The organism is Nocardia mikamii NBRC 108933 (assembly GCF_001613505.1).
GTDB classification, from domain to species: domain Bacteria; phylum Actinomycetota; class Actinomycetes; order Mycobacteriales; family Mycobacteriaceae; genus Nocardia; species Nocardia mikamii.
In genome coordinates this window covers 208,883-233,762 of sequence record NZ_BDCM01000012.1, presented here as the reverse complement: position 1 = coordinate 233,762, position 24,880 = coordinate 208,883, and the positions used below count along the sequence as shown (strand labels likewise).

Annotated in this window: 31 protein-coding genes; 18 read left to right on the top strand and 13 right to left on the bottom strand. The window is 67.4% G+C overall.

Translation table 11 applies throughout. From position 1 onward, the window contains the following. The first annotated feature begins 2 nt into the window (after window positions 1–2). The gene (locus NMI01S_RS15985) at window positions 3–662 is read left to right on the top strand and encodes a GAP family protein (RefSeq protein ID WP_062997990.1); all 660 of its coding nucleotides are present in this window, start codon (window positions 3–5) and stop codon (window positions 660–662) included. Window positions 663–676: 14 nt separating this feature from the next. Here the strand turns inward: NMI01S_RS15985 and NMI01S_RS15980 are convergent, their stop codons facing one another. Further along, window positions 677–901: a LapA family protein gene (locus tag NMI01S_RS15980; protein WP_062997988.1), complete on the bottom strand. Its 225-nt coding sequence runs from the start codon at window positions 899–901 to the stop codon at window positions 677–679. A gap of 190 nt (window positions 902–1,091) precedes the next feature. Here NMI01S_RS15980 and NMI01S_RS15975 point away from each other — a divergent pair, with 190 nt between their 5' ends. After that, entirely contained in the window at window positions 1,092–2,987 is a 1,896-nt protein-coding gene (locus NMI01S_RS15975) for an alkyl/aryl-sulfatase (protein ID WP_084513000.1), read from the top strand. 33 nt (window positions 2,988–3,020) lie between these two features. Here NMI01S_RS15975 and NMI01S_RS15970 read toward each other — a convergent pair whose 3' ends face one another. The 3 genes from NMI01S_RS15970 to NMI01S_RS15965 all read right to left on the bottom strand — a co-directional run bounded on the left by NMI01S_RS15970 (window position 3,021) and on the right by NMI01S_RS15965 (window position 5,759). Then, window positions 3,021–4,487 carry an FAD-dependent oxidoreductase gene (locus NMI01S_RS15970; RefSeq protein ID WP_062997985.1) on the bottom strand — a complete coding sequence of 489 codons (1,467 nt, stop codon included), beginning with the start codon at window positions 4,485–4,487 and terminating at the stop codon, window positions 3,021–3,023. Between the two features lie 37 nt (window positions 4,488–4,524). Next, entirely contained in the window at window positions 4,525–4,647 is a 123-nt protein-coding gene (locus tag NMI01S_RS36275; RefSeq protein ID WP_281186711.1) for a hypothetical protein, read from the bottom strand. Window positions 4,648–4,820: 173 nt separating this feature from the next. Continuing rightward, entirely contained in the window at window positions 4,821–5,759 is a 939-nt protein-coding gene (locus NMI01S_RS15965) for a GlxA family transcriptional regulator (protein ID WP_062997983.1), read from the bottom strand. Between the two features lie 201 nt (window positions 5,760–5,960). Between NMI01S_RS15965 and NMI01S_RS15960 the strand changes: the two genes are divergently transcribed. From NMI01S_RS15960 to NMI01S_RS15945, 4 genes are all read left to right on the top strand, one after another. Beyond that, entirely contained in the window at window positions 5,961–6,653 is a 693-nt protein-coding gene (locus NMI01S_RS15960; RefSeq protein WP_062997981.1) for a DJ-1/PfpI family protein, read from the top strand. Between the two features lie 43 nt (window positions 6,654–6,696). Continuing rightward, complete coding sequence (locus tag NMI01S_RS15955; RefSeq protein WP_062997979.1) at window positions 6,697–7,014, top strand: hypothetical protein; 318 nt, start codon at window positions 6,697–6,699, stop codon at window positions 7,012–7,014. Continuing rightward, window positions 7,011–7,460, top strand: coding sequence for a hypothetical protein (locus NMI01S_RS15950; RefSeq protein WP_062997977.1), 450 nt, complete (start codon window positions 7,011–7,013; stop codon window positions 7,458–7,460). The genes NMI01S_RS15955 and NMI01S_RS15950 overlap by 4 nt, the downstream gene beginning before the upstream one ends. 82 nt (window positions 7,461–7,542) lie before the next feature. Beyond that, on the top strand, window positions 7,543–8,025 hold the full coding sequence (locus NMI01S_RS15945) for a hypothetical protein (protein WP_062997976.1): 483 nt from the start codon (window positions 7,543–7,545) through the stop codon (window positions 8,023–8,025). Between the two features lie 336 nt (window positions 8,026–8,361). Here the strand turns inward: NMI01S_RS15945 and NMI01S_RS15940 are convergent, their stop codons facing one another. From NMI01S_RS15940 to NMI01S_RS35550, 3 genes are all read right to left on the bottom strand, one after another. Further along, a complete protein-coding gene (locus NMI01S_RS15940; RefSeq protein ID WP_062998661.1) occupies window positions 8,362–9,240 on the bottom strand; it encodes an SAM-dependent methyltransferase in 879 nt (292 codons plus the stop codon). A gap of 533 nt (window positions 9,241–9,773) precedes the next feature. After that, window positions 9,774–12,095 (bottom strand): insecticidal delta-endotoxin domain-containing protein, encoded by a 2,322-nt coding sequence (locus tag NMI01S_RS15935; protein ID WP_062997974.1) that lies wholly within the window; start codon window positions 12,093–12,095, stop codon window positions 9,774–9,776. A gap of 85 nt (window positions 12,096–12,180) precedes the next feature. Beyond that, window positions 12,181–12,543 (bottom strand): DUF1918 domain-containing protein, encoded by a 363-nt coding sequence (locus NMI01S_RS35550; RefSeq protein WP_174554537.1) that lies wholly within the window; start codon window positions 12,541–12,543, stop codon window positions 12,181–12,183. On the opposite strand from NMI01S_RS35550, the gene NMI01S_RS34860 reads away from it, so the two are divergent. Further along, window positions 12,463–12,639 (top strand): hypothetical protein, encoded by a 177-nt coding sequence (locus tag NMI01S_RS34860; protein WP_157126199.1) that lies wholly within the window; start codon window positions 12,463–12,465, stop codon window positions 12,637–12,639. The genes NMI01S_RS35550 and NMI01S_RS34860 overlap by 81 nt on opposite strands. 25 nt (window positions 12,640–12,664) lie before the next feature. Here NMI01S_RS34860 and NMI01S_RS15930 read toward each other — a convergent pair whose 3' ends face one another. The 4 genes from NMI01S_RS15930 to NMI01S_RS15915 all read right to left on the bottom strand — a co-directional run bounded on the left by NMI01S_RS15930 (window position 12,665) and on the right by NMI01S_RS15915 (window position 15,143). Next, window positions 12,665–13,069, bottom strand: a complete 405-nt coding sequence (locus NMI01S_RS15930) for an arsenate reductase ArsC (RefSeq protein ID WP_062997972.1) — start codon at window positions 13,067–13,069, stop codon at window positions 12,665–12,667. Further along, a complete protein-coding gene (arsB, locus tag NMI01S_RS15925; protein ID WP_062997970.1) occupies window positions 13,066–14,181 on the bottom strand; it encodes an ACR3 family arsenite efflux transporter in 1,116 nt (371 codons plus the stop codon). Before arsB ends, NMI01S_RS15930 begins: the two co-directional genes overlap by 4 nt. Next, window positions 14,178–14,447 (bottom strand): ArsR/SmtB family transcription factor, encoded by a 270-nt coding sequence (locus NMI01S_RS15920; protein WP_084513040.1) that lies wholly within the window; start codon window positions 14,445–14,447, stop codon window positions 14,178–14,180. Before NMI01S_RS15920 ends, arsB begins: the two co-directional genes overlap by 4 nt. A gap of 183 nt (window positions 14,448–14,630) precedes the next feature. Further along, on the bottom strand, window positions 14,631–15,143 hold the full coding sequence (locus NMI01S_RS15915; RefSeq protein WP_062998657.1) for an ArsI/CadI family heavy metal resistance metalloenzyme: 513 nt from the start codon (window positions 15,141–15,143) through the stop codon (window positions 14,631–14,633). 97 nt (window positions 15,144–15,240) lie between these two features. On the opposite strand from NMI01S_RS15915, the gene NMI01S_RS15910 reads away from it, so the two are divergent. The 4 genes from NMI01S_RS15910 (at window position 15,241) to NMI01S_RS15895 (ending at window position 17,699) form a co-directional block, all read left to right on the top strand. Further along, the gene (locus tag NMI01S_RS15910; RefSeq protein ID WP_062997968.1) at window positions 15,241–15,600 is read left to right on the top strand and encodes an Rv2640c family ArsR-like transcriptional regulator; all 360 of its coding nucleotides are present in this window, start codon (window positions 15,241–15,243) and stop codon (window positions 15,598–15,600) included. A 141-nt stretch (window positions 15,601–15,741) separates the two neighbouring features. Beyond that, entirely contained in the window at window positions 15,742–16,335 is a 594-nt protein-coding gene (locus tag NMI01S_RS15905; RefSeq protein ID WP_062997966.1) for a TetR/AcrR family transcriptional regulator, read from the top strand. Next, on the top strand, window positions 16,332–17,186 hold the full coding sequence (locus NMI01S_RS15900; RefSeq protein WP_062997964.1) for an alpha/beta hydrolase: 855 nt from the start codon (window positions 16,332–16,334) through the stop codon (window positions 17,184–17,186). The genes NMI01S_RS15905 and NMI01S_RS15900 overlap by 4 nt, the downstream gene beginning before the upstream one ends. Before the next feature lie 84 nt (window positions 17,187–17,270). Further along, window positions 17,271–17,699, top strand: a complete 429-nt coding sequence (locus tag NMI01S_RS15895; RefSeq protein WP_062997962.1) for a hypothetical protein — start codon at window positions 17,271–17,273, stop codon at window positions 17,697–17,699. A gap of 20 nt (window positions 17,700–17,719) precedes the next feature. Here the strand turns inward: NMI01S_RS15895 and NMI01S_RS15890 are convergent, their stop codons facing one another. Together NMI01S_RS15890 and NMI01S_RS15885 are read right to left on the bottom strand one after the other, a co-directional pair. Next, window positions 17,720–18,349 carry a VOC family protein gene (locus NMI01S_RS15890; protein ID WP_062997960.1) on the bottom strand — a complete coding sequence of 210 codons (630 nt, stop codon included), beginning with the start codon at window positions 18,347–18,349 and terminating at the stop codon, window positions 17,720–17,722. Next, window positions 18,346–19,554 (bottom strand): MFS transporter, encoded by a 1,209-nt coding sequence (locus tag NMI01S_RS15885; RefSeq protein ID WP_063920748.1) that lies wholly within the window; start codon window positions 19,552–19,554, stop codon window positions 18,346–18,348. The genes NMI01S_RS15890 and NMI01S_RS15885 overlap by 4 nt, the downstream gene beginning before the upstream one ends. 84 nt (window positions 19,555–19,638) lie before the next feature. On the opposite strand from NMI01S_RS15885, the gene NMI01S_RS15880 reads away from it, so the two are divergent. The 7 genes from NMI01S_RS15880 (at window position 19,639) to NMI01S_RS15850 (ending at window position 24,872) form a co-directional block, all read left to right on the top strand. Then, a complete protein-coding gene (locus NMI01S_RS15880; protein ID WP_062998653.1) occupies window positions 19,639–20,091 on the top strand; it encodes a winged helix-turn-helix transcriptional regulator in 453 nt (150 codons plus the stop codon). 140 nt (window positions 20,092–20,231) lie between these two features. Further along, window positions 20,232–20,477 (top strand): microaggregate-binding protein 1, encoded by a 246-nt coding sequence (gene mbp1, locus NMI01S_RS15875; protein WP_036510789.1) that lies wholly within the window; start codon window positions 20,232–20,234, stop codon window positions 20,475–20,477. A 41-nt stretch (window positions 20,478–20,518) separates the two neighbouring features. After that, a complete protein-coding gene (locus NMI01S_RS15870) occupies window positions 20,519–20,680 on the top strand; it encodes a hypothetical protein (RefSeq protein ID WP_157126198.1) in 162 nt (53 codons plus the stop codon). A gap of 34 nt (window positions 20,681–20,714) precedes the next feature. Continuing rightward, complete coding sequence (locus NMI01S_RS15865; RefSeq protein WP_062997956.1) at window positions 20,715–21,179, top strand: CinA family protein; 465 nt, start codon at window positions 20,715–20,717, stop codon at window positions 21,177–21,179. Between the two features lie 152 nt (window positions 21,180–21,331). Then, window positions 21,332–22,837 carry a 2-methylcitrate dehydratase PrpD gene (gene prpD, locus NMI01S_RS15860; RefSeq protein ID WP_062997954.1) on the top strand — a complete coding sequence of 502 codons (1,506 nt, stop codon included), beginning with the start codon at window positions 21,332–21,334 and terminating at the stop codon, window positions 22,835–22,837. Then, entirely contained in the window at window positions 22,834–23,748 is a 915-nt protein-coding gene (gene prpB / locus NMI01S_RS15855) for a methylisocitrate lyase (RefSeq protein WP_062997952.1), read from the top strand. The genes prpD and prpB overlap by 4 nt, the downstream gene beginning before the upstream one ends. After that, complete coding sequence (locus NMI01S_RS15850; protein ID WP_062997950.1) at window positions 23,748–24,872, top strand: bifunctional 2-methylcitrate synthase/citrate synthase; 1,125 nt, start codon at window positions 23,748–23,750, stop codon at window positions 24,870–24,872. Before prpB ends, NMI01S_RS15850 begins: the two co-directional genes overlap by 1 nt. Window positions 24,873–24,880: the final 8 nt, after the last annotated feature.

Sequence of the window (24,880 nt, the reverse complement as noted above, 5' to 3'; positions counted from 1 at the left end):
ACATGGGTGCTGTCCTCGGTGATCTGCTGCCCCTGGCGGTCGGTGTCGCGATCTCACCGATACCGATCGTGGCCGCCATTCTGATCATCCTCTCGGCGAACGCCGCCCGCGCCGGAACCGGCTTCGCGATCGGCTGGGTGCTCGGAATCATCGCCGTCACAACCATTTTCGTCGTGCTGTCCGGAACGCTGTCGGATTCGCAGGACAAGCATTCGTCGACAGCGACGGCGTGGACGAAGATCGTGCTGGGCATCGTGCTGCTGGGACTGGCCGCGATGCAGTGGCGCTCGCGCGCCGACACCGGCGTACCCGGGTGGATGCGCGCGATCGATACGTTGAGCGCGGTCGGCGCGGTCGGCCTGGGTGCGCTGCTCTCGGCGGTGAATCCGAAGAATCTGCTGCTCTGCGTCTCGGCCGGGGTGGCCATCGGCACGAGTGGAATCGGCGGCGGCCCGCAGGTGATCGCCGTGCTGGTGTTCACGGTGATCGCGGCCGCCGGCGTGCTGGTGGTGGTGATCGGATATCTGGTGGCCGCCGAACGGCTGCGGGAACCGCTCGATCGCGCCCGGCGGTGGTTACAGGCGAACAACCACGTCGTGATGGCGATCGTGCTGCTGGTGATGGGCGCCGTCGTCCTGGGAAAGGGAATCGGCGGACTGTGACCGGTCCGCGCGGGTCAGCGCCGGGCACGCCGGGTGAACAGGCCCACGATCCAGCCGACGACGAACATGATCAGCAGCACCAGCCACAGCGGCGACCGGATGGTCACGGTGAGGATGTTGATATCGACGCGATGATGATTCTGCGCGACGAAGATGACGGCCAGGATCGCCAGCACGATCGCCACCCACTGCCGCGCCGAGATGCGGGACAGCAGGGAAGGTTTAGCGGCCCGATCCATGGTCTCCTCCTGTGGTTCGCCGGTGCCACGGGCAGCGCCGACCGGCAGCGCCGAATGCCGTCGAGCCGATGATCCGCCGGACGAGCCGCGCCCACTTCACCCGTCTCGGGTGAGGTCGTCACCCCAGCGAGCTGGGAATGTCGCGGGCGAGTCGACACAACCAGCCTTCGTGCAGAGTGGGGTGCGTGCTATGACCGGCCAGGGCGACGTTTCCGAGAGTGTGCGGACACAGAACGAGGAGGCGACCGGGGCCCTGCCCTTCGGGGACGATCAGGATTTCGCGGACGCGCGGCGCGGATTCATCGCGGCGCTGGAACCCGGTGTGGTCGAGAACGCGGCCGGCGACGTGGTGTGGGACAGCGACGGTTACGCCTTCCTCGACGCGGAATGCCCGCCCACGGTCCATCCCAGCCTGTGGCGGCAGTCGAAATTGTGTGCCATCCAGGGGTTGTTCGAGGTAACCGAGGGGATTTATCAGATTCGCGGGCTCGATCTGTCGAATATGACCGTGGTCGAGGGCGATACCGGTGTGATCGTGATCGATCCGCTGATCTCCCGGGAAACCGCCGCCGCGGGACTCGCGCTGTATCGCACGCATCGTGGTGACCGGCCGGTGACCGGGGTGATCTATTCGCATTCGCATATCGATCATTTCGGCGGCGTCAAAGGCGTGACCACGCCGGAGGATGTCGCGGCGGGCCGCTGCCCGATTCTCGCGCCCGCCGGATTCGCCGAACATGCCGTCGAGGAGAACGTCTACGCCGGCACGGCCATGGCTCGCCGCGCCGCCTACATGTACGGCGCCGCCCTGGCGCGGGGGCCGAAGGGCGCGGTCGGCGCCGGATTGGGGCCGACCACCTCGACCGGAACCCCCACCCTCATCACGCCCACGACCGACATCACCCACACCGGGCAGACGGAGGTCGTCGACGGCGTGCGCATCGAGTTCCAGATGACTCCGGGCACCGAAGCTCCGTCGGAGATGAATTTCTATTTTCCCGACAAGCGCGCACTGTGTATGGCGGAGAACGCGACCCACACCTTGCACAATCTGCTCACACTGCGCGGTGCCCTGGTGCGCGACCCGCATGTGTGGTCGAAATATCTGACCGAATCGATCAATCGTTATGCCGCACAGGCGGACGTGCTGTTCGCCTCGCATCACTGGCCGACCTGGGGAACCGAGAGGCTCACGGAATTCCTTGCGCTGCAACGTGATCTGTACGGGTATCTGCACGACCAGACGTTGCGGGCGCTGAACAAGGGCGCCGTCGGCATCGAGATCGCCGAGTCCATCGAACTGCCCCCGGCCCTCGCCGCGGCCTGGCACACGCACGGCTATTACGGTTCGGTCAGCCACAATGTGAAGGCGATCTATCAGCGCTACATGGGCTGGTTCGAAGGGAACCCGGCCACCCTGTGGGAGCATCCGCCGACCGAATCGGCCAAGCGGCACGTCGACTTCATGGGCGGCGCCGAGCAGGTGCTCGAGAAGGCGCGCGACTCGTTCGCCGCCGGCGATTTCCGTTGGGTGGCACAGGTTCTCAATTACGTGATATTCGCCGACCCCGGCAATCGCGAGGCGCGGGCGCTGCAGGCCGACACCTTCGAACAACTCGGCTACGGTTCGGAGAACGGCACCTGGCGCAACTTCTTCCTGATGGGCGCCTACGAGTTGCGTAACGGATCGGTCGGCACGCCGACCGCCGCGGACGCCCCCGATATCGCCGCCGCGCTCACGGTGGAACAGCTCTTCGACGCCATCGCGCTGCGGATCGACGGTCCCAAGGCGTGGTCGGCCGACATCACCATCGACTGGAAAGTCTCCGACCTGGATCTCGTGCATCGCACCCGGCTGCGCAACGGCGTCCTCGTCCACTACGACGTGAGCGCCGATATGCCCGCGCCGGACGTCACGTTCACCCTGTCCGACGCCGATCTGCACGCGGCCCTGCTCGGCGCGGCGGATATGCAGCAGCTGATCGCCGGCGGCGCGGTCACCGTCGACGGCGAGGTGTCGAAGCTGATCGAACTGGTCGGCTATCTCGACGCGCCCGACCCCGACTTCGCGATCGTGACGCCTTAGCGGGCGTCCGCGACTCCCGCTGTCACCGGCCGGTCACAGCTGTTCCAGATCGCGAGTCGCCGGTCCCTCCAACAGTTTTCCGTCGTGGGTGAATCGCGAGCCGTGCAGCGGGCAATCCCACGAACGCTCGGCGTCGTTCCAGTTCAGAATGCCGTACAGGTGAGGGCACACCGGCGACACGGTCGAGGTGGTGCCGTCGACTGTGCAGACTCCGACGGGGCGGATGCCGCGACGCTCCACCCGGCCCTCGCCCTCGGCGGGGGTGTCACCACCGCCGAACGCCGCGCTCAGCCAGCCGGTCGTCAGATGCCGTGCGACGCGGATATTCATCGACACGGCCTTCGCCAGCCCGGTCACTTCGCTGCCGCGCCAGGTGCGATAGGCCTGCGCCCACGGCTGATGGCCGCCGAGCACGGTGCCGGCCAGCGCGAGACCGGCCGCCACCGCGTTGGTCATACCCCACTTCGCGTAGCCGGTGGCGACGAGGATGTGATCGCTGCCCGGAAGCAGCGGCCCGGCGTAGGGCAGTTGGTCGATGGCCGAATAATCCTGGGCCGACCAGCGGTGGGTCAGCTCGGCATCGAGGAAGTGCGTGCGCGTCCAGTTGTACATGTCGGCGACATGGGCCATCGCCGATCGGGTACGGCCCACGACGTGCCCGCTGCCGCCGACGAGCAGCAGATCCTCGCCGCCGCGTGGGGCGTACCGCAGCGACCGAGTGGGCTGGTCGGCGGACAGATACATGTCGTGCGGGAATTCGCCGGGCACCCGGAACGCGGCCGCGTAGGAGCGATGGGGCTCGAGCCGCGCGAAGTATCCGCCGCGATCCAGAATCGGTGTGCCCGTGGCCAAGACGACGGTCCCGGCGCGGATATCGCCGCGGTCGGTCGACACCGTATCGCCGTGAACGGCGTGGACGCGGGTGTGTTCGAAGATCGTCGCACCGTGGCGGCAGGCCTGCAGGGTCAGCCCCTCCAGGACGTCCATCGGGTCGAACTGAGCCTGGTCCGCCAGGCGCACGGCGCCGTAGGTGTGGAACGGCAGCGCGGTCTCCTCGGACCGGACGACGTCGAGCCCGGCCTGCTCGCAGGCGCGAAACTCCTTGCGCACCAAGTCGGTTCCGTCCTCGGTGCCGGCGTAGGTGATCGCGTCCGCGTGCTGGGTGGCGATGTCGTTCTCGGCGCAGAACCGCAGCAGCCATTGCTGGCCCTCCAGGTTCGCGTCGACGTATTTGCGCACCGTGCTCGCCGAATGCTTCGCGGTGATCGCCGAGAGGTGGGTGCCCTGCAGCAAGCTGAGCTTGCCGGTGGTGTTGCCGGTCGCGACCGCGCCGATCGTGCGGCCCTCGAGGACCGCGACCGTGCGCCCGGCGCGGGCGAACAGCAGGGCGGTCACCATGCCGGTGAGTCCGGCGCCGACGACGACGCAGTCGTACTCCCCGCCGGGTTCCGGGGTCACCGGGACCGAGACGGGCGCTCGATCGAGCCACAGAGATGTCACCGAACCAGCCTCCTGTCGTTGCGCGTGTTCCGCCTCGTCACCGCAGGTTGCCCTCTTTGTCCGGCGGCTCCGTCCGGCCCGACCGGCGATTGTGAATCGTGCGGTACAGCAGCACCGCGGCGACCAGGACGACCAGGCCGACGATCACCAGTAGCTCCATACCGAGCCCTTACCCGGGATGGTCGCCTTCAACCCCGTGTCATCGGATCCGCCGTAGCGACAGCGCCAGGGCGCGGGTGTCGGCCCTCTCTGAAAGCCCAGCTTGCGGAGTGAGGCTGGGTGCCGGCTGGGTGTCGGCGATGAGTTGCCGAGGCGGCGACCGTGAGCCGAAGATCAGCTGAAACTGCGGCGATAACTGTGCGGGCTGACGCCGGTGGTGCGTTTGAAACGCTCGCGGAAGGCGGTGGGCGAGCCGAAGCCGACCTGGGCGCCGATGCGTTCGACGGAATGGGCGGTGGATTCCAGCAGATGCTGGGCGCGGCGGATGCGGGCGCGATGCAGCCACTGCAGCGGCGTGGTGCCGGTGTGCTCGCGGAACCGGCGAATGAGGGTGCGGGTACTGACGCCGGCGCGTGCGGCGATCTCGTCGAGGGTCAGGTCGGCGGCGAGGTTGGTTTCCAGCCAGTTCAGCAGCGGCTCGAGGTCGGATCCGCGGGGCGTGGGCGCGAAGCCGTGGACGATGAATTGTGCTTGGCCGCCTTCGCGTTCCAGCGGCATCACCGAGAGCCGGGCGGTGTCGGCGGCCACCGCGGAACCGTAGTCGCGGCGGATCATGTGCAGGCACAGGTCCAGTGCCGCGGCGGCACCGGCCGAGGTGAGGATCTGACCGTTGTCGACGTAGAGCACATCCGGGTCGACCTCGACGGCCGGATACGCGGCCGCCAGCTCGGTGGCGGCGATCCAGTGCGTGGTGGCGCGCAGCCCGTCGAGGAGTCCGGTGGCGGCCAGCGGGAAGGTGCCCGAGCAGATGGAGGCGATGCGTGTTCCGTTCGCGGCGGCGGTGCGCAGCGCGTCGCGGACGGCCGGCGAAATCGGCGCGGTCGGGTCGGCGGTGCCGGGCACCATGATGGTGTCGGCGTCCGCGAGTCCGGCCAGCCCCCAGGGCGCGCGCAGGGTGAACGCTCCGGCGTCGACCTCCGGTTGTTCGGCGCAGACCCGCACCTGATAGCCGGGGCGGCCGTCGGGCAACCGGGTCCGTGTGAAGGCCTCGATCGGGGCGGCGAGGTCGAACGAGACCACCCCGTCCAAGGCGAGAACGGCGACGGTGTGCATGGCAGGAACATACCTTGTCGCCGCCTGTGATGTTCGCCATAATGCCCCGGGAATCACTCTCTTCACCCAGGTGGTGATGCCTTTTTCGCGGTATGTCGTTTTCCCGTCGCAATCTGTCGAAAACGCCACTGGGAACGGCGGACCCGCCCGAATACCGTCGGGCCGTGCCCGGGCCGGCCGGGCGGATTCGAAGGGATTCCCATGCATGTTCAGATCGTCCTGTTCGACGGGTTCGATCCGCTGGACGTCATCGCCCCGTACGAGGTGCTCCATGCCGGCGGGACCGCATCCGGTGGTGCCGTGAGCGTCGAACTGGTCTCGGCGGAAGGGCCGCGAGAGGTGGTGAGCGGCACCGGCGGGCTGGAGTTGCGCGCCACCGCGGCACTCGATCCGACGCGACCCGGTGTGGTGCTGATCCCCGGCGCCTCGGGCCGTATCGGTGAGCCGGGAGAGGCGCCGGACCAGGAGGCCGGGTCCGCCGGCGAGTGGCGTCGCGACGAGTCGATCCCGGTTCTACTCGGCCGCACGCTGACCACCGGACTGCCCGAGTTGCTCCGCGCGGCGATGGACAACCCGCGGATCACGGTCGCCGGCGTCTGCGGTGGGTCGCTGATTCTCGCCATGGCGGGATTGCTGGAGGGGCGCCCGGCGACCACTCATCACCTGGGACTGGATCTGCTCGATGCCACAGGCGTGCAGGCCGTCGACGCGCGCGTGGTCGACGACGGCGATCTCGTCACCGGCGCCGGTGTCACGTCCGGGCTCGATCTCGGGCTCCATTTGCTCGAACGCGAGATCGGGCCGCGCATCGCTCACGCGGTCGAGCGGCTGTTCGCTTATGAACGTCGCGGCATCGTCTGGCGTCGCCAGGGACCCGTTCCCGCCACCGTCTGATCCGATTTGCTCCCCCACGACCCATCCGAGGAACAACTGCGTCATGTCCGCCGAAGGTATTTGGGATCTGTCCATCTCCACCCCGATCGGCAGGATTGCCGTCGAACTCGAGCTCCATCGCGAGGGCGGCACCCTCGTCGGCACGGCAAGCGGTGCGGGCGAACGGGTTTCGCTTCGCGACGTCGTACTCGACGGTGATCGGCTCACCTGGAATCAGGCCGTCACGTCACCGATGCGATTGAATCTCGCCTTCGCGGTCACCGTGGCGGACGACACTCTCACCGGCACCGCCAAGGCCGGCCGCCTGCCCGCATCGAAGGTCACCGGCGTTCGCCGTGGCGGAGCGGAGCGCGTCCGGTGACGAAAGTGCTGCTGTCGCTGCATGTTCTGGCCGCGGTGATCGCGATCGGTCCGGTTGCCGTCGCCGCGAGTATGTTTCCCTCGGCCCTGCGCCGCGCCGCGGAAACGATCGAATCGAGCGCGAATCTGCGTGTCCTGCATCGTATTTGCCGAGTGTATGCCGCCGTCGGCCTCGCGGTCCCGATCTTCGGGCTGGCCACCGGCGCCGCCCTGGGTGTACTCGGGACCGGATGGTTGATCACATCGATCGCTCTCACCGCCGCGGCCGCGGCGATCCTGGCCACGATGATTCTTCCGGACCAGCGCGCCGCCCTCACATCCCTCGCGCCCGGCCGCGTCGATGCCACGGCCGCACGCCTGGCCATGTCGGCCGGCATCTTCAACCTGCTGTGGGCGACCGTCGCGGTGCTGATGGTGGTGCGCCCCGGATCGACCACCGGCGCCTGAACCCTCGGCGTGTCCGGTCGCGACACGACGAGGATTCCGCTGGGTCGGTGCATTGCGGCGCCGGCCGGAATACCGTGGACGTATGCGCGCTGTCGTCCATCTGGTGCTGTTCGCCTGTGGGGTCGTGATGGCGGTCGGAGCGTTCGGGCCGTTCGTCGGGGTCGTGCAGGCCCGCCACATCCGGCTCGTCGATATCCGCGACGGTTTCGTGACCGGGATTCCGCTGGACGGGGTGCAAGCCCAGTCGCCGCAGTTGCGCGCGTCCTACACGGTGGTGTTGCTGCTCGTCGCCCTGGTGATGCTGCTGGCCGGGCTGTTCGGCTCGCGGATCCTGGGATGGCTCGCGGTGCTGGCCGGAATCGCGGCGCTCGTGGTGCCGGCCTGGCGATTGGATCAGCGGTTCGACAGCCGGTTGCGCGACGACTATCAGCATCTGCTCACCGGTACCTGGGGGCTGTATCTGTTCGGCGGCGCGGTGGTGGTCGCCATCCTGGCGCTGCTCGTGCCGGGTGAGCGGCCCCGGCGCCGGGCTACCGTAGGTGCGGGGGAGAAGCAGGCCCGCTAGGCGATCATCACAACCTCACTGCTCGCTCCCAGGCGGCTGTGGAGCTGCACGGGCTGACTAGGTCGGGCTGATCGGTGGCCTGGCGGGCAGTGCGGCCTACTCGTCCGCGACCGTCGCGACCGCGCACTCCGGTGGTGGGCCCACGGTCGGCCCGGCGCAGGCGAACGGGTGTGGCGGCTTCGGCCAGATTGGATCACCGCCACCTTCCCCGCGCAGCACATCGGCAACGCCACGGTGTACGACCTGAGCGGTTACCGAGGCTGGGACGGCGTCGAAACGGATGGCGGGCAACGTATCCCGTTGCCCGCCAAGTCCTGTTCGTATCACACACGCGCGTCACGGACGGGTGACGGTCACCAGACTGATCAGCGACTGCTGGCGGCCCTCGGGGCCTTCGGGTGTGTAACCGAGGCTGCGGATGTAGTCGGGAAGGTAGATGCGTTCGCCGGTCCATCCGCGGTCGGTGAACCAGGTGGTGGCGTCGCTGCGCGGCTCGTTGTAGATCAGCTTCACCCACTCCGAGCCGGATTCTCCGTCGGCTGCCAGGGCTTCGGCGGCCTCGGCGGGCAGGGGATCCATCTGTTCGACGGCGGCTCGGCTGCCGGGTGCGCTGAGCGAATCGACGGTGTCGAACAGCTGGTCCTGGGCGGCGGGTGTCAAATAGATCAGCAGCCCCTCGATCAACCAGGCGGTCGGCCTATCGGGATCGAAGCCGCTGTCGCGCAAGGCTTTCGGCCAGTCGCCCCGCAGATCGACCGCCACCTCCCGGCGATCCGCGATCGGTTCGCGCCCGGCCTGCGCGAGGGTCTCGCGCTTGTAGTCGAGGACCGGTCGCCGATCCAGTTCGTACACGGTGCAGCCCGCCAGCGACGGCAGTCGATAGGCCCGCGCGTCCAGGCCCGCCGCGAGCACGACAACCTGCCGGATTCCCGATGCCACGGCGGCATCCAGACAGTCGTCGAAATACCGGGTCCGGAAGAGTTGGTGCTGCTGGAACGGGATGCCGAAATCGGTGGTCAGCAAAGGATGTTCGGGTAGCCGGCCGGCCAGCAGATCCGCCCATTCGCCGCCGGCGGCCGAGACGAACAGCTCGGCGAGCGGGTCCCGAGCCGGGGCGTCGCCCGCACGTCCGCCCAGTGCGCGAGCTGCCGCGACGAACAAGGCCGTGGATCCGACACCGGTGTTGATATCCCAGGAATCCTCGTCGGTACGCATGATCGCCAACCTACCCACCGCGCCGAGCGCGGCCGGGACCCCGCGCCGCACCCGCGCGAATCCGCCACGAACCCGTCGCCACCACTGGTTTTCCACCATCCAGTACGGTGCGAGCGGACACCGATCTCGTATTCGCTGGAGTGCAGGTCGATGCCACGTGGGGGCGTGCGCCCCGACCGGTATCGGCAACCGAGATGGGTTACCAGCGTTCGCGGCCCCCGCGTCCGCGTTCCTCCCGCATTCGGCGCGCGTGATCATCTTTCCGACGCCGCGCGGGAGATCCTTTCCGTCCCGCGGCAACGAGCCTGTGGCGTCTTCGAGCCGATCGGGGTCGCGGGCCCGGCCCCCGCCCGGTTCTCGTCCACAGCCTGACAGCCGTGCTGGGGCAGCGGAGGAGCTGGCACGTCGGTCACTTCCGGAGCTGCGAGCACGATCGCCGAGTCCGAGATCCAGTGCCCGTGAAGGAACTCGGCGGGCACTGGATCTCGCTGACGGTGTTTCTGTCGACGGGGTTTGGGTGTCGGGCCGGTGGTCTAGAGCGTGGTTGGGTTGGTGGTGAGGTCGTCGTTGGTGAGTAGGAGGTGATTGTCGAGGGTGATGTCGGTGGGTGCGATGCGTCCGCTGGCGGATGTGAGGGTGAACGTGATCGTCTCACCGGGGGCCGGGGGTGTGGCGGCGGTGATCGTGGCTTGGGTGCCGCGGTCGGTGCGGGTGTGAGTGAGTTCGAGTCCGTCGGCGCTGTCGAGAATGAGCCCGTCACCGGTTTCGGCGGGCAGCATCAACCGCAGGGTCCACGGGCCCGGGATTACTTCCCCAGCGGTGGGGTTGTGCAAGATGAATTCTGTGGTGGCGGAGTATCCGAGTGGGGACGGATCCGTCCACAGCGACGGCAGTTGATCGGCGAGCGCGTCGCCGAGGACCGGTGCGGGCGCGAGTACCCACCGGGTCGCCCGGACTCGATCGGACTGGCCCTCGACCAGGGTGTCGTCGGCCACCGTGGCGTAGTGGTCGCGATCTTGGCTGCGGCAGCAGATCATCCAGGTGCCGTCGGTATCGGTGCCGTTGCCGGTGTCCGAGGCCGGGTTCGGGTGCAAGTCCCACACGTTGTCGCCGGTCGCGGGCTCGTCCGCGTCGACGAGGCGCAGGCCATCGGGGCCGTGTTGCAGCCGCTGCCTACTGTAGGCGTTGACCAGGACCCACCCGCCGTCCTCGGTCGCGTAGACGACCCAGTCACGACTACGGGAGCCCGCGCCCTCACGCACCACCGGCCGTGGACTACCGGTCAGCGTGTAGTGATCCACATCCAGAAAGCCGCCGCCGTCGGCGTCGATGACGTGGTACACCTGCCCGGACACCAACTTCGGCCGGACATTGAAGGAATTGAAAGTATCATTCCATGAGTCCGGTTTGAAACTGGCCATCATGCAGTTCGCCTGCCCGAGGGAATTCTGACTCAGAATCCGCAACTGAGAAAGGGCGAAACCAGGAATGCTACATTCAAGTTTGCTATCGGAATCTTCACGGATGCCGATAGAATCTTTACTGCCTGACCAATCTTTGATATCCACACGTCGAAAGCGAGTGTCGTAGGGTCCCCGGGATTGAGGTTTCGAACAGTAGAGTGTGAGGTCTGTGATACAGGCAGGGTTGGGGTATGGATCGGGGAAGAACGATTCACGCTTCCGCCACGGCGGCCGTGCGGGGGTCCGGCGATTGACTCTTCTGCTCGTTCCCGAAGTGTTATTTTCGTTGTAGGAACATTGGTTGATCAGCGCATATTCAACGGTCCGGGATGATTCCCATGAGCTAACTGTTTTGGTTCCGAACTCTGCACCGATTTCCAACGACCATAGCGATTCGCTGGTTTGCGGCTTTTTGGGGCCGGGCCAGTTCGAGTCTATCCATCGGCGGAAATCCGGACTTTGGTCGTAGCCGAACGGGCCGAAGTGGAGCTCGATTTCCCGGGGTATGTCGGTGGGCTTCCACTCGGGGTCCTCCATGTATGGCCAGAGGAGGGTGAATTCGTAGGCGCTGAGGTACATGATGCGCGCGTAGCCGACGTTGCAGCTCCAGTGCGGCATGGGGCGCTTCTGGCCCTCTTCATAGGTTTTTCGAACATAGTCGACGTATTTCTTGATGCCCTCTTTGAGTTCACTCTTCGTTACTTCGGTATCTCCTTCGGAGATTTCGAGTATCTTGGCGAACTTCAGCTTCTCACGCAGCAGCATCAGGTGCATGCTCGCCGCCATGGCGAGGTAAGGAAGTGCATCGAAACGATACTGCCCTACCGTGAGATCGGGGATGCGGCTTTTGAGATAGCGGATCGCACCGTTCAGTTCCTCGTTGGTGCGCCGCATATCCCAGATATCTGTTCCGTACTGATCGGCATATTTACGATAGTAGTCGACGCTTTCCTGTAGACCTTCCAGAATTTTCTTGGCGGATTCGTTGTAGAAGACCTGGATCTCTTGCTTGGTGACCTCTCGTATCAGCCGGATGAGGGCTTCCTGTCTCTCTTTCGCCTCCTCTTGATCAGCAGGATTTATCGCGTCCATGAGCATCCCGACAGCTGACCCCAGGAGGCCGCCTATTACAGGCACAAACCCGAGCCCCATGCAGATTGCCTGTTTATTGGCCCAGAAGATCCCGGCCAGAAATTGTTCTTCGCTGATTTCGAAGGTCGGCGCGACTTCGGTTCGACGGTCTCGCAGTTCCTTCTCGTCGGCCGCAACCGCACCTCCGCTCGAACGCTGCTGTGGATACGTCGGATGCTCATCGGTTTCGGACATCGAAAACTCCTCCGTGGAATGGGGAAGGAACATGTCGGCGGCGCCGGTGTGGCGCGCCTTGTTCACCGGCCGATGGCGTGGATAACACTCCGGCCACGGCCGTGTGCGGCTCGTCGGGAGGCCATGGACGGGTGACCATACGAACCCTGCCCTACAGTGCGGCCGCCCATCGCGCGCGAGACCACCGGCGTCGGCTCGGTCTGATCAGACAATCCGGCCCGGGAAAGATCAGGCCCTCGTGCCCATCCTCGAACCGCACCACCTGTCGGGGTGCGCCGTGGGCGCCCCGAATCTCGGTGATCTCCCCGCCTGATCGATCATGTCCACCCTGCGGCTGCGTATCGCCAGTTGGTCTCCGATGTTCGCATGCATCGAGCAACCTCCCTCTGTGCCGTAGTTGTGCACCAGCCGAGCAGTCACTGCGGCACCCAGTATGAGCGATCAGTACCACGATCGCGGTTTCGAACGAACATCGGTGCGGCGGCGATCCGGGGCCGCCCGCCGGGACCCGCATCGGAATCCCGTGCTCGGATCGGCCGAGCCCGGTACCGCGGACGCCGCCCGGCTCGACCTGGCGATCGTGCTGGGCACGCAATCGCTGACACCATGAACGCCTCGGCCACGGGCGGCCGGATTCACGACGTCGACGGCAGGAGTTCGGCGATGAGATCTTCTACTCGCGAACGGATGTCGTCGCGGATCCGCCGCACGGCTTCGATGTCTCGCCCGGCCGGGTCCTCCAGTCGCCAGTCGCGATAGTCGACGCCGGGGAAGTACGGGCAGGTGTCGCCGCAACCCATGGTGATGACGATGTCGCTGATGCGGACGGCGCCGGGCGTCAGCACGGCCGGGGCGCCGGTGGTGATGTCGATGCCGGCTTCGCGCATGGCCTCCACGGCTACCGGGTTGATGCGGTCGGCGGGTTCGGTGCCGGCGGAGCGGACCTCGATGCGGTCACCGGCGAGGTGGGTGAGAAAGCCCTGGGCCATCTGCGATCGGCCGGCGTTGTGCACGCAGACGAACAGGACGCTGGGTTTCATTGTCGGGCAGCCCCTTTCGCCGGTGCCGGAACATCGGCGCCGGTCGGCACATCGGGGGTGGCCGGGAACCGGTTGCGCAGGGCGAGTGACACGTAGACCAGGCCCACGAGGACCGGGACTTCGATCAGCGGGCCGACGACGCCGGCGAGGGCCTGTCCGGAGGCGGCGCCGTAGGTGGCGATCGCGACCGCGATGGCGAGTTCGAAGTTGTTGCCCGCGGCGGTGAAGGCGAGGGTGGTGGTGCGTGCGTAGCCGAGGCCGGCCACCCACCCGTAGAGGTAGCCCCCACCCCACATGATCGCGAAGTACGCCAGCAGCGGGATCGCGATGCGTGCGACATCCCATGGGCGGGCGGTGATGTGGTCGCCCTGCAGGGCGAACAGGATCACGATGGTGAACAGCAACCCGTACAGCGCCCACGGTCCGATTCGTGGCAGCAGCCGCCCCTCGTACCACTGCCGGCCGCGGGCCCTTTCGCCCAGCTTCCGCGTGAGGTAGCCCGCGACCAGCGGGATGCCGAGGAAGATCAGCACCGATTTCGCGATCTGCCACGGCGAGATGTCGATCGTGGTTCGTTCGAGTCCGAGCCATCCGGGCAGAACCGAGAGATAGAACCAGCCGAGTACGGCGAACATGACGACCTGGAAGATCGAATTCGACGCCACCAGAACGGCGGCCGCTTCACGGTCGCCGCAGGCCAGATCGTTCCAGATGATCACCATCGCAATACATCTGGCGAGGCCGACGATGATCAGGCCGGTCCGGTATTCGGGCAGATCCGGTAGCAGCAGCCAGGCGAGGGCGAACATCAGCGCGGGCCCGGCGACCCAGTTCAGCACCAGTGAGGCGAGCAGCAGACGCCGGTCGCCGGTGACGGTGTCGAGGCGGTCGTAGCGGACCTTCGACAGCACCGGGAACATCATGATCAGCAGGCCGATGGCGATGGGCAGCGAGATGCCGTCGACCCGCACCGCCGCCAAGGTCTCGCCCAGTCCGGGGACGAGTCGCCCGAGCAGCAGACCCGCGGCCATCGCCACCCCGATCCAGACCGGCAGGAAGCGGTCGAGAGTGGACAGTCGACCGGCGACCGGGGTGTCGCCGGCGGCGGTCACGTGTGCACTCCGAGCCCGGCCTGATCGGCGAGCAGATTCGAAAGACGCTGCAGCGCTTCGGGAATCACCCGGTAGTACACCCAGGAGGCGCGGCGCTCACCGGTGACCAATCCGGCCTCGCGCAGGACCTTCAGGTGATGGGAGATGGTCGGCTGGGTGACGTCGAGCCCGTCGGAGACGTCGCACACACAGGCTTCGCCACCGGCGCGCGCCGCGATGGCCGACAGCACCCGCAATCGGACGGGGTCACCGAGGGCTTTGAACATCGCCGCGAGGTCGTGGGCCGCGTCGGCGCCCACGACCGGCCGCACCCGCGCAGTGGTTTCACACCCTGCCGGTGTGGTCACATCCGCCGTCGGCAACTCCTGATTGGACACTCATCGATATTGACAGGTATCGATATGAATGGTCAAACGAAGCCTCGGCGCACGAGCGCACCCGTGCGGTGGCTAACTGCAGCAGGTGGCGCCGCCGGCGAGGGTGTCGCGTCTGGCTTCGGCGGTGCAGCAGGCGCTTTCGGCGGCGTCGGCGGCGCTGCCGCAGCACGCCTGCACGGCCGTGGTGTCGTCGGCGAATTCCGGTGCGTCGCCGAATGTTCCGGTGTCGGCCAGGACGGTGTAGACCTCCCATTTCTCGCCGTGCGGTCCGGTGACCCACACCTTGTCCTGCAGCGCGAAACAGCAGGTCGTGCCGATCTGCTCCGCGGTGAACAATCCGGCCTGCGACAATCGCGCGATCTCGTCGTGGACCTGTTCGGAAGTCTCCACCTCGACTCCGAGGTGGTTGATCGTGCCGCCGGCGCCGGTGTTCTCCAGCAGTACCAGCTTCAACGGCGGCTGCTCGACGGCGAAGTTGGCGTAGCCGGGCTCGAGCTTGGCCGGTTCGGTGTCGAACAGTGTGGAGTAGAACGCGACCGCTCGATCGAGGTCGTCGACATTGAGGGCGAGCTGCACGCGGGACATGAGAACCTCCATGGTCCGATATATGTCGAAAAGGTTGACGGTTCCGAGTCTGCGCCACCTTTTCGACATATGTCAATCCCATCGGTAGGGTGGTTCCATGCCCAAAGCGCTTCCCGTGATCGATATGTCCGCCCCGGTGTGCTGCGCGCCGGTGGCGGCCGGGCCGGTCGACGACGTCGCGGCCCTGGAGGTGGCGTTGCGGCTGAAAGCGCTCGCCGATCCGGTCCGGGTGAAGCTGATGTCGCTGCTGCTGGCGAGTCCGGATTCCGGCGAGAACGGTGGGGACCTTGCCGGCGCGGTGGGGCTGGCGGAATCGACGGTCAGCCATCACCTCGGTCAGCTTCGCAAGGCCGGGCTGGTCGAATCCGAACGTGTCGGCATGAATGTCGTCCACCGCGCCAAACGAGACGCGCTGGCGGCATTGTGCGTGGTGCTGGACCCCAACTGCTGCCGGTGAGTGCCGCCCTCCGGTGACATCTCCGGGTCTTCGCGAGGTCGCCGACCGGTCTTACTCGATATCCGGGCCGGAATATCGCCGGCCGTCCTGAACCGAATATGATTAGGATACTTCCTAAGCATATTAGGTAAGGAGTCGTGGATGTCGCCCCGTGCCGGGTTGTCCAGAGAACGAATCGCCCGTGCCGCAGCGGAACTGGCCGACGAGGTCGGATTCGCCCACGTAACTCTGTCCGCGGTGGCCCGTCGGTTCGGCGTGAAGGATCCCAGCCTCTACACCCATGTGCGCAACCTGCGGGACCTGCAGGTGCAGGTGGGATTGCTGGCGGGTGCGGAGATGAACGAGCGGATCGGTGCGGCGGTGGCGGGGCGGTCCGGACGCGACGCGCTGTTCGCCTTCGCCGAGGCGTATCGCTCCTACGCCCTCGACCATCCGGGCCGGTACGCGGCAACGCAGATCCGCATGGATCCCGACGAGGTCGCCGGAGAGCCGGCCCTGCTGCGCGGTATCGAGCTCACCGCGGCGTTGCTGCGCGGCTACGGATTGAGCGAACCCGCGTCGACCGACGCGGGACGCCTGCTGCGCAGCACATTTCACGGTTTCGCCAACCTCGAGGCGGCGGGCGGATTCGCCCACTCCAGGCCCGCGTCCACCAGCTGGCACCACATTCTCGACGCCCTGCATCGAACTCTGACGCAGTGGCCGGACCCCACCGAAGAGAAAGCAGCGCAATGAGATCCGACACTCTGACCGTCCCCGGCGCCACCCTGTACTACGAGATGCGCGGCGACGGGCCACTCCTGCTGGCGATTCCCGGTGGCGGCGGTGACGCCGGCGTCTTCGACGAGATGGCCGAGGTCCTGCAGCGCCGCTTCACCGTCGTGGCGCTCGATCCGCGCGGATATTCGCGCAGCGTTCTCGACCACGGCCCCGAGCGGCAGCAGGTGGCCGTGCAAGCCGACGACGTGGCCCGGCTGCTCGCGCATCTGACCGACGAGCCGGCGTTCGTCTTCGGCACGAGCAACGGCGCCATCGTCGGGCTCGACCTGCTGGCGAGGCATCCCGGCAAAGTGCGCACCCTGGTCGCGCACGAACCTCCGTGCTTCGCCGTCCTTCCGGACGCGGACCGGCACCTCGCGATGGTCGAGGAGGTGCATGCGCTGCTGCACACCGAGGGGCTCGCCGCGGCCGGGGCGAGATTCCTGGCGGGCATCGGTCCCGCGATGAAATCGGCGCCCGAGGTATCGCAGTTGTCGGAGCGCGCCGCGCAGATGTGGGCCCGCCTCGCCGCCAACGGCCCGCTCATGATCGAACACGAATTGCGTGAATTCACCTCGTACACACCGGATTACCCGGCGCTGGCCCTCGTGTCCGAGCGACTGGTGCTCGCGGTCGGCCGCGAGACTCGCGGATGCCTGCCCTACCGGCCCGCCGCCGAGATCGCGGCCCGGCTCGGGCTCGAGGTGATCGAGTTCCCCGGGGCCCACAACGGCATCCGCACCGAGGCGGCCGACGTCGCACACCAACTGGTGCAAATTCTGGCGGCGCGGAGTACGTCAACTCAGCGTCATCCGACGGATTCGTAGCCGCACCGGTAGCGGCCATGCTCGATGAGTGTCCGGCACCGCGAACCCGCGGGCCGGCGGCCCTACCGGTTTCGAGGAGTTTCCATGACCACGGTCCGTTTTCATCTCATCTCCACGCTGACCCCCGCCGAGGTCGTGGGCGTTCTCACCGATTTCGGCCCGTCCCGGGCGCAGGTGTGGCCGACGATCGATGCCGAGCACTTCGTCGTGCACGAGCAGGGTGAGGGCTGGGCCGAGGTGACCGAGGGTACGGCGGCCGCCTGGGAGCGCGCCCGCTACGAGTGGGATCCGGCGGGCGACACGGTGACCGTCACCACCCGGGATTCCAAACTCTTCGGCGCCGGTGGTGGCTGGGTCTTCCGTGCCACACCCACCCCGGAGGGCAGCCGTGTCGACGTCGAACTGACCCGGACGCCGCGGGCCTTCAAGGGGAAGCTCCTCGCCGCCCTGCTTCCCCTGGCCGGCCCGTCGTCGCTGCGCAAGTCCTTCCGAGTTCCGTTGCGGGCGGCCTGATTCCGGCCGCACCACCCGGCTCAGGCCTCGACCTCCCACACGAATCCGTCGGGATCGGTGAAGGAACCGAGAGTGCTGGTGACGGCGATCCGATGCGACCCGGAGCCCTCGGCCGGGACGCCCGCGTCCTTCGCGGCGGCCTTGCGACCGTAGAGCGCGAGCTTGACCGACCCGGCCGGAGACTCGAATTCGACGTACTTGCCGCCGAAGCTCTTCGCCACCGTCAAGCCGCGTTCGACGTAGAACTGCTTGGTCGCCTTGACGCTGTCGACGCCGAGCAGCAGGACGAAATCGTCGACCTCGCGGGTGGCCGGTCCGGTGTTCTTCTTCGCCGAGGTCGCGATCTTCCAGACCGCGCCGTCGGGGGCCTGCACGACGCCGCCGTAGCCCCAGAAACTCTTCTTGGCCGGCTTCACCGTCGTCGCGCCCGCCGCGACCGCGGAACCGATGAAGCTGTCCACGGTGCTCGGCTGGGACACCACGAGGGAGAGGATGTATCCGCGGAAGCCGGTGGTCTCCGCGTCCGACTTGCGGACCCGCAGCCGGTCGCCGAGACCGAACGCGGATTCGTAGAAGGCCGCGGCGGCAGCCGGGTCCGGGGTCTCGACGACGACCGATGCGATGGTGCTCTGAGCAGTGGTGATGTTCATGTCGAAGACGTTATCGGCGATCGCGGGCCGGTCGCTTCTCGATTCCTGATCACTCCGGGGGTTCGCGCGATCGCCCACACCGCGACGCCGCCGACGGCGAAGGCGGCGCCGAGAATGCTCGACCCGGTCCATCCGGCGGCGGAGTACGCGGCGGTCGTGGCGGCCGCGCCGAGTGCCGAACCGACCGAATAGAAGAGCATGTAGTTGCCGATGATGCTGCTGGTCCGGTCGGGGTGGGCGGCGGTGAGCAGGTGCTGATTGCCCACATGCACGACCTGGACGGCGAAATCGAGGACGACCACCCCCGCGACGAGCAGCCACAGCGACCACGATCCTTGCGCCGTGGCCAGCCATGAGACGGCCAGCAGAACGAGTGCCGCCCCCGTGACCGGGTGCGCGAGACCGCGGTCGGCCCAGCGCCCGGCCCGGCCCGCACCCAGGGCGCCCGCCAGCCCGGCGAGCCCGAACAAGCCGATCCGCGCGGAGTCGAGATGCCACGGCGAGGCCGCGAGGGGAAGTGCCAGGCCGCTCCAGAGCGTGCCGAAGGAGGCGAACAGGAAGAAGGCGATCAAGCCGCGCGAGAGGAGGAGCCGGTCACCGAACAGGGTGCGTGAGGTGCGCAGTATCTGCCGGTAACGGGTGCGGCCGGTGCGGGTGTCGGCCGGCAGAAGCACGAGGACGAGGCATGCCAGGGCGACGAGGAGGACCGCCCAGGCGGCGTACACGCTGCGCCAGCCCCACACGCCGGCCAGCGCGCCGGCGACGATGCGCGCGCCGAGAATGCCGACGACGACGCCGGAGGTCACCATGCCCAGGGTGCGTCCGCGTTGCCGCGGTGCCGATACGGCCGCCGCGTAGGCGACCGTCGTCTGCACCACGACCGCGAACAGGCCGGCGAGGGCCAGTCCGATGAGCAGCACCCACGTGCGCGCGGCGGTCGCGGCGATCACGGTCCCCGCCGCGGTGAGCAGCAGATGTGCGGCGATGAGCGTGCGGCGGTCGATCGTGTCGCCCAAGGGAACGAGGAAGACCAATCCGGCCAGGTACCCGAGCTGCCCGACCGTGACGATCCATCCCAGGTCGCCGGCCGGCACGCCCAGGTCGTCGCCGATCTGGGTGAGTATCGGCTGGGCGGAATAGACGGTCGCGACCGACACCGCGCAGATCGCGGCGAACAGGAGGCGCCGATCGAGAGGTAGGAACACCGAGACTCCAAATCAGTAGCATTTTGCAACTGTTCGTACGGTACGTCACAATGGTTTCAATCAGCAACCGTTGTGGAGGGTGTGATGACTCAGCCGGTGCTCGCCGACGCCGGATGGACCGATCCGGCGTGTCCGGTCGCGCGCACGCTCGACCTGGTCGGCGATCGGTGGAGCCTGCTGATCGTGCGCGACGCGATGGACGGCGCCCGGGCATTCCGGGACTTCCAGCAGGCCACCGGAATTGCGCGCAACATCCTCACCGACCGGCTCCGGCGACTGGTCGCGCGTGGCATCCTCGAGCGCACGCCGGGGCCCTCGGGCCGACGGCACGTCTACACCCTGACTCCGGCCGGGCGGGACCTGTTCACCGTCGTCGTCGCCCTGCGGCAATGGGGTGAGCGCCACGCGTTCGGCCCGGGCGAGAAACACTCGATCCTCGTCGACGAACACGGGGTCCCGATTCCCGAGCTCCGGCCGGCGAGTTCGACCGGCGGTGCGGTGGACTCGGGCACGACATCGGTGCGCAAGGCGGTCTGAGCGGCGAATTCCGATGAACTCGGCGAGCACATCGTCTTCGGTTCGGCCGGACGTTCGGCGTGCGCGGGTACTCGTCCGATTGAGCACCGCTGCACTGGGTAGGCGTTGCATGTCAGAAAATTGCGACGGAAGGGGACTCCGTGTCCGACCACAACAGTGGCCCGCGTGAAGGCATCAAGGGCGTCGTCGAAGACGTGAAGGGTAAGGCCAAGGAGGCCGCCGGCATCGTCACCGGCAACAACGACCTCGAGTCGGAGGGCCGGGCGCAGCAGGACAAGGCCGAATCGCAGCGCGAGGCGGCCGAGAAGGAGGCGCAGGCCGAGAGGGCCCGTGCCGAAGCCAAGGTCGACGAGGCGCGTCAACAGTCCCACCAACAGGGCAGCTAGCTTCCCGACTGCTCACCCGTTCCGTGCCGGAGGAGGTTCCCGTGGTTTCACACGACGTCATCGCCCAGCTTCGCCAGGACATCACCACCGCGTCCGATGCCGGAGACGAGGCCGAAGTGCAACGGCTGCAACGCGAACTCGACACCGCGCTGCAGGCGTACCGCGAGAGCGGAGACGACGACGGGGAACGAGGAGCGCGATGAGCGAGGACACCGTGGCCGCCCGGGAGGCGGGGCGATGACCGAGGATGCCGCCGAGCGGATCGCCGAACTGGCCGCGGCGGCCGGTTCGACGATCGCGGTGGCGGAATCACTCACCTCGGGAAAGATCGCCGCCGCCCTCGGCGCGGCACCGGATGCGGGACAGTGGTTTCGCGGCGGGGTCGTCGCCTACAGTCCGGAGGTTAAACGCGCCGTCCTGGACATGCCCGACGTCCCGGTGGTGTCGCGGCCGGCCGCGGAGGCGCTGGCGGCGAACGTCCGGAAACTGCTCGGCGCGAGCTATTCGGTCGCGGTCACCGGTGTCGGTGGCCCCGAACCGAGTGACGGCGAAGCGCCCGGCACGGTGTGGTTCGCCACCGCCTCCGAGACCGCGGTCACCGCGTGCCGGGCCGAATTCGACGGTGAACCGGAAGAGGTCCTCGAACAGACGGTGCGCTTCGCGCTGAGCTGTCTGCTGGACCGCCTGACCGCCGATCGATAAACGACCCGCGGACGACGACACCGTCCGCAAGATTCGCAACTTCGCCGGATCCATTACGCAGAACTAGGCAGTTGCAACGTATTTCGACGGGTACCCGTCCTGAGTAGCGTCCGAATCATGCGATTCATCGACGTACTCGGGAGGTCCCGGCTGTGAAGAATCACCTCGTTCGCACACACCGCTCGGCCGAGGTGTTCCCGCGGACGCAACATCTCGCGTGGCGGATCGCCGAAGTCGCCACGGATCCCGTCGCGGTGGCGCCGGACACCGAAGAGATGATCGTCAACCGGATCATCGACAACGCCGCGGTCGCCGCCGCATCGATCACCCGGCGCCCGGTGGCCCACGCCCGGGCTCAGGCACTGGCGCACCCGTATCGACCGGGTTCCCCGGTGTTCGGTGTCCCGGGCACGTATTCGCCGGAGTGGGCGGCCTGGGCGAACGGCGTCGCGGTGCGCGAACTGGATTTCCACGACACATTTCTCGCCGCCGAATACTCCCATCCGGGCGACAACATCCCGCCGATTCTGGCCGCCGCCCACCATGCCGGACGCGGCGGCCGCGACCTCATTCGCGGTCTGGCCACCGGCTACGAGATCCAGATCGATCTGGCGCGGGCGATCTGCCTGCACGAACACAAGATCGACCATGTCGCGCATCTGGGCCCCTCGGCCGCCGCCGGCATCGGTACGGCGCTGGGCCTCGACACCGAAACCATCTATCAGGCCATCGGTCAGGCGTTGCACACCACGACCGCGACCCGGCAGTCCCGCAAGGGGGAGATCTCCAGCTGGAAGGCCTATGCGCCGGCCTTCGCGGGAAAGATGGCGGTCGAAGCCGTCGACCGGGCCATGCGCGGCGAGGGGGCGCCCGCACCCATCTGGGAGGGCGAGGACGGGGTGATCGCCCGGTTGCTGTCCGGGCCCGACGCCGAGTACTCGGTGCCGCTGCCGGGTCCGGGCGAGCCCAAACGAGCGATCCTCGACTCCTACACCAAGCAGCATTCGGCCGAATATCAGAGTCAGGCGCCGATCGATCTGGCCCGGCGCATGCGCGCCCGCATCGGCGACCTCGACCGAGTGGCCTCGATCGTGTTGCACACCAGCCACCACACCCACGTGGTGATCGGCACCGGCTCCGGCGATCCGCAAAAATTCGATCCCGAGGCATCGCGCGAAACCCTCGACCACTCGGTCATGTACATCTTCGCGGTTGCGCTGCAGGACGGGACCTGGCATCACGAGCGGTCCTACGCACCCGAGCGTGCCCGCCGGCCGGACACGGTCGCGTTGTGGCACAAGATCTCCACCGCCGAGGACCCGGAATGGACCCGGCGCTACCACTCCACCGATCCCGCCGAGAAGGCGTTCGGCGCCCGCGCCGAGGTGACGTTGACCAGCGGTGAGGTGATCGTCGACGAACTCGCGGTCGCCGACGCCCACCCGCTCGGCGCGCGGCCGTTCGCCCGCGAGCAGTACATCGCCAAATTCCGCACGCTCGCCGAGGGAGTCGTCGACGCGGCCGAACAGGACCGTTTCCTCGACGCCGCGCAGCGGGCGGGCTCGCTCGCGCCGGGCGAACTGGCGCACCTGACATTCGCGGTATCCGACGAGGTGCTCGCCCGCGCCCCGAAATCGCCGAAGGGATTGTTCCGATGACCGGATTGCTCGCCGCCACCACCTCCGCCGCCGACAAACGCGTCGCCTTCCGCGCCGGACTCGCCTCCGGGACGATCCAGCGGTTCCCCGGCGCCTTCAATCCATTGGTGGCCAAGCTGATTCAGGAAATCGGGTTCGAAGGGGTCTACGTCTCGGGTGCGGTGGTGTCGGCGGAACTGGGGCTGCCCGATATCGGGCTGACCACGCTGACCGAGGTCGCGGGCCGCGGCGGACAGGTCGCCCGGGTGACCGACCTGCCGGTGCTCATCGACGCCGACACCGGTTTCGGCGAGCCGATGAACGCCGCCCGTACCGTGGCGCTGCTCGAGGACGCCGGACTCGCGGGCTGCCACCTGGAGGATCAGGTCAATCCCAAGCGCTGCGGCCACCTCGACGGCAAGGCCGTCGTGCCCACCGATGAGATGGTGCGTCGGCTGCGCGCGGCCGTCTCGGCGCGACGTGACCCGAATTTCGTGATCTGCGCCCGCACCGACGCCGCCGGAATCGAAGGCATCGACGCGGCGATCGGCCGCGCCCGCGCCTACGCCGACGCCGGGGCCGACCTGATCTTCACCGAAGCGCTCGGCGGCGCAGCCGATTTCGAGAAATTCCGGGCCGCGGTCCCGATTCCGCTGCTGGCCAATATGACCGAGTTCGGCAAATCCGAACTGTTGCCGGCGCGGACGCTGGAATCGATCGGCTACAACGCGGTGATCTACCCGGTGTCCACCCTGCGCCTGGCGATGTGGGCGGCCGAGACCGGACTGCGCGAAATCCACGAGACCGGCACCCAGGCGGGATTGCTGGATCGGATGCAACATCGCAGCCGCCTCTACGAACTGCTGCGGTACGAGCGCTACAACGAATTCGATTCCGACATCTTCACATTCACCCTGGGGAGGAACCAGTGATGACGAAGGCCGCGACTCCGGCGATCAACAAGGGCCTGGCGGGCGTCGTCGTCGACACCACCGCGATTTCGAAGGTGGTGCCGGAAACGAATTCGCTGACCTACCGGGGCTATGCCGTCCAGGATCTGGCGGCGCACTGCACGTTCGAGCAGGTCGCCTACCTGCTGTGGTACGGCGAACTGCCGAACGACGCCCAGCTGGAACGGTTCTGCCAGCAGGAACGCGCGGCGCGGCGAGCCGATCGGTCACTGCTGTCGCTGGTGACGAAACTGCCCGACACCTGTCATCCGATGGATGTGGTCCGCACCGCGATCAGCTATCTCGGCGCCGAGGACCCGCTCGAGGACGACAATTCGCCGAAAGCCAACCGTGCCAAGGCGTTACGCATGCTGGCGGTGCTTCCGACCATCGTGGCCGCCGACCATCGCCGCCGGCACGGCCTGGATCCGATTCCCCCGCATTCGCATATGGGATACGCGCAGAACTTCCTGAACATGTGTTTCGGGACGGTGCCGGCGCCGGAACTGGTGCGGGCCTTCGAAGTCTCGCTGATTCTCTACGCGGAGCACAGTTTCAACGCCTCCACGTTCGCGGCGCGCGTGGTGACGTCGACGCAGTCGGATATCTACAGCGCGGTCACCGCCGCCATCGGCGCGCTGAAGGGGCCGCTGCACGGTGGGGCGAACGAGGCGGTCATGCGCGACATGCTCGACATCGGCGAGCCCGAGCGAGCCGAGGCATGGTTGCGGAAGAAGCTGGCGGACAAGCAGAAAGTGATGGGCTTCGGCCACCGGGTCTACAAGAACGGCGATTCCCGGGTGCCGACGATGAAGCGGGCGTTACTAGATATCGCCGCCGCCACCGACGGCGGCCGGTGGGTGCGCATGTACGAGATACTCGAACATACGATGTCCGAGGCCACGGGGATCGCGCCGAATCTCGACTTCCCCACCGGCCCCGCGTATTACCTGCTCGGCTTCGATATCGAAACCTTCACCCCGATCTTCGTCATGAGCCGGATCACCGGCTGGGCCGCCCACATCATCGAACAGGGCGCCTCGAACGCGCTGATCCGCCCGCTCAGCGAATACGTCGGCGTCGGCCAGCGCTCGGTCCCGGCCTGACCGCACCC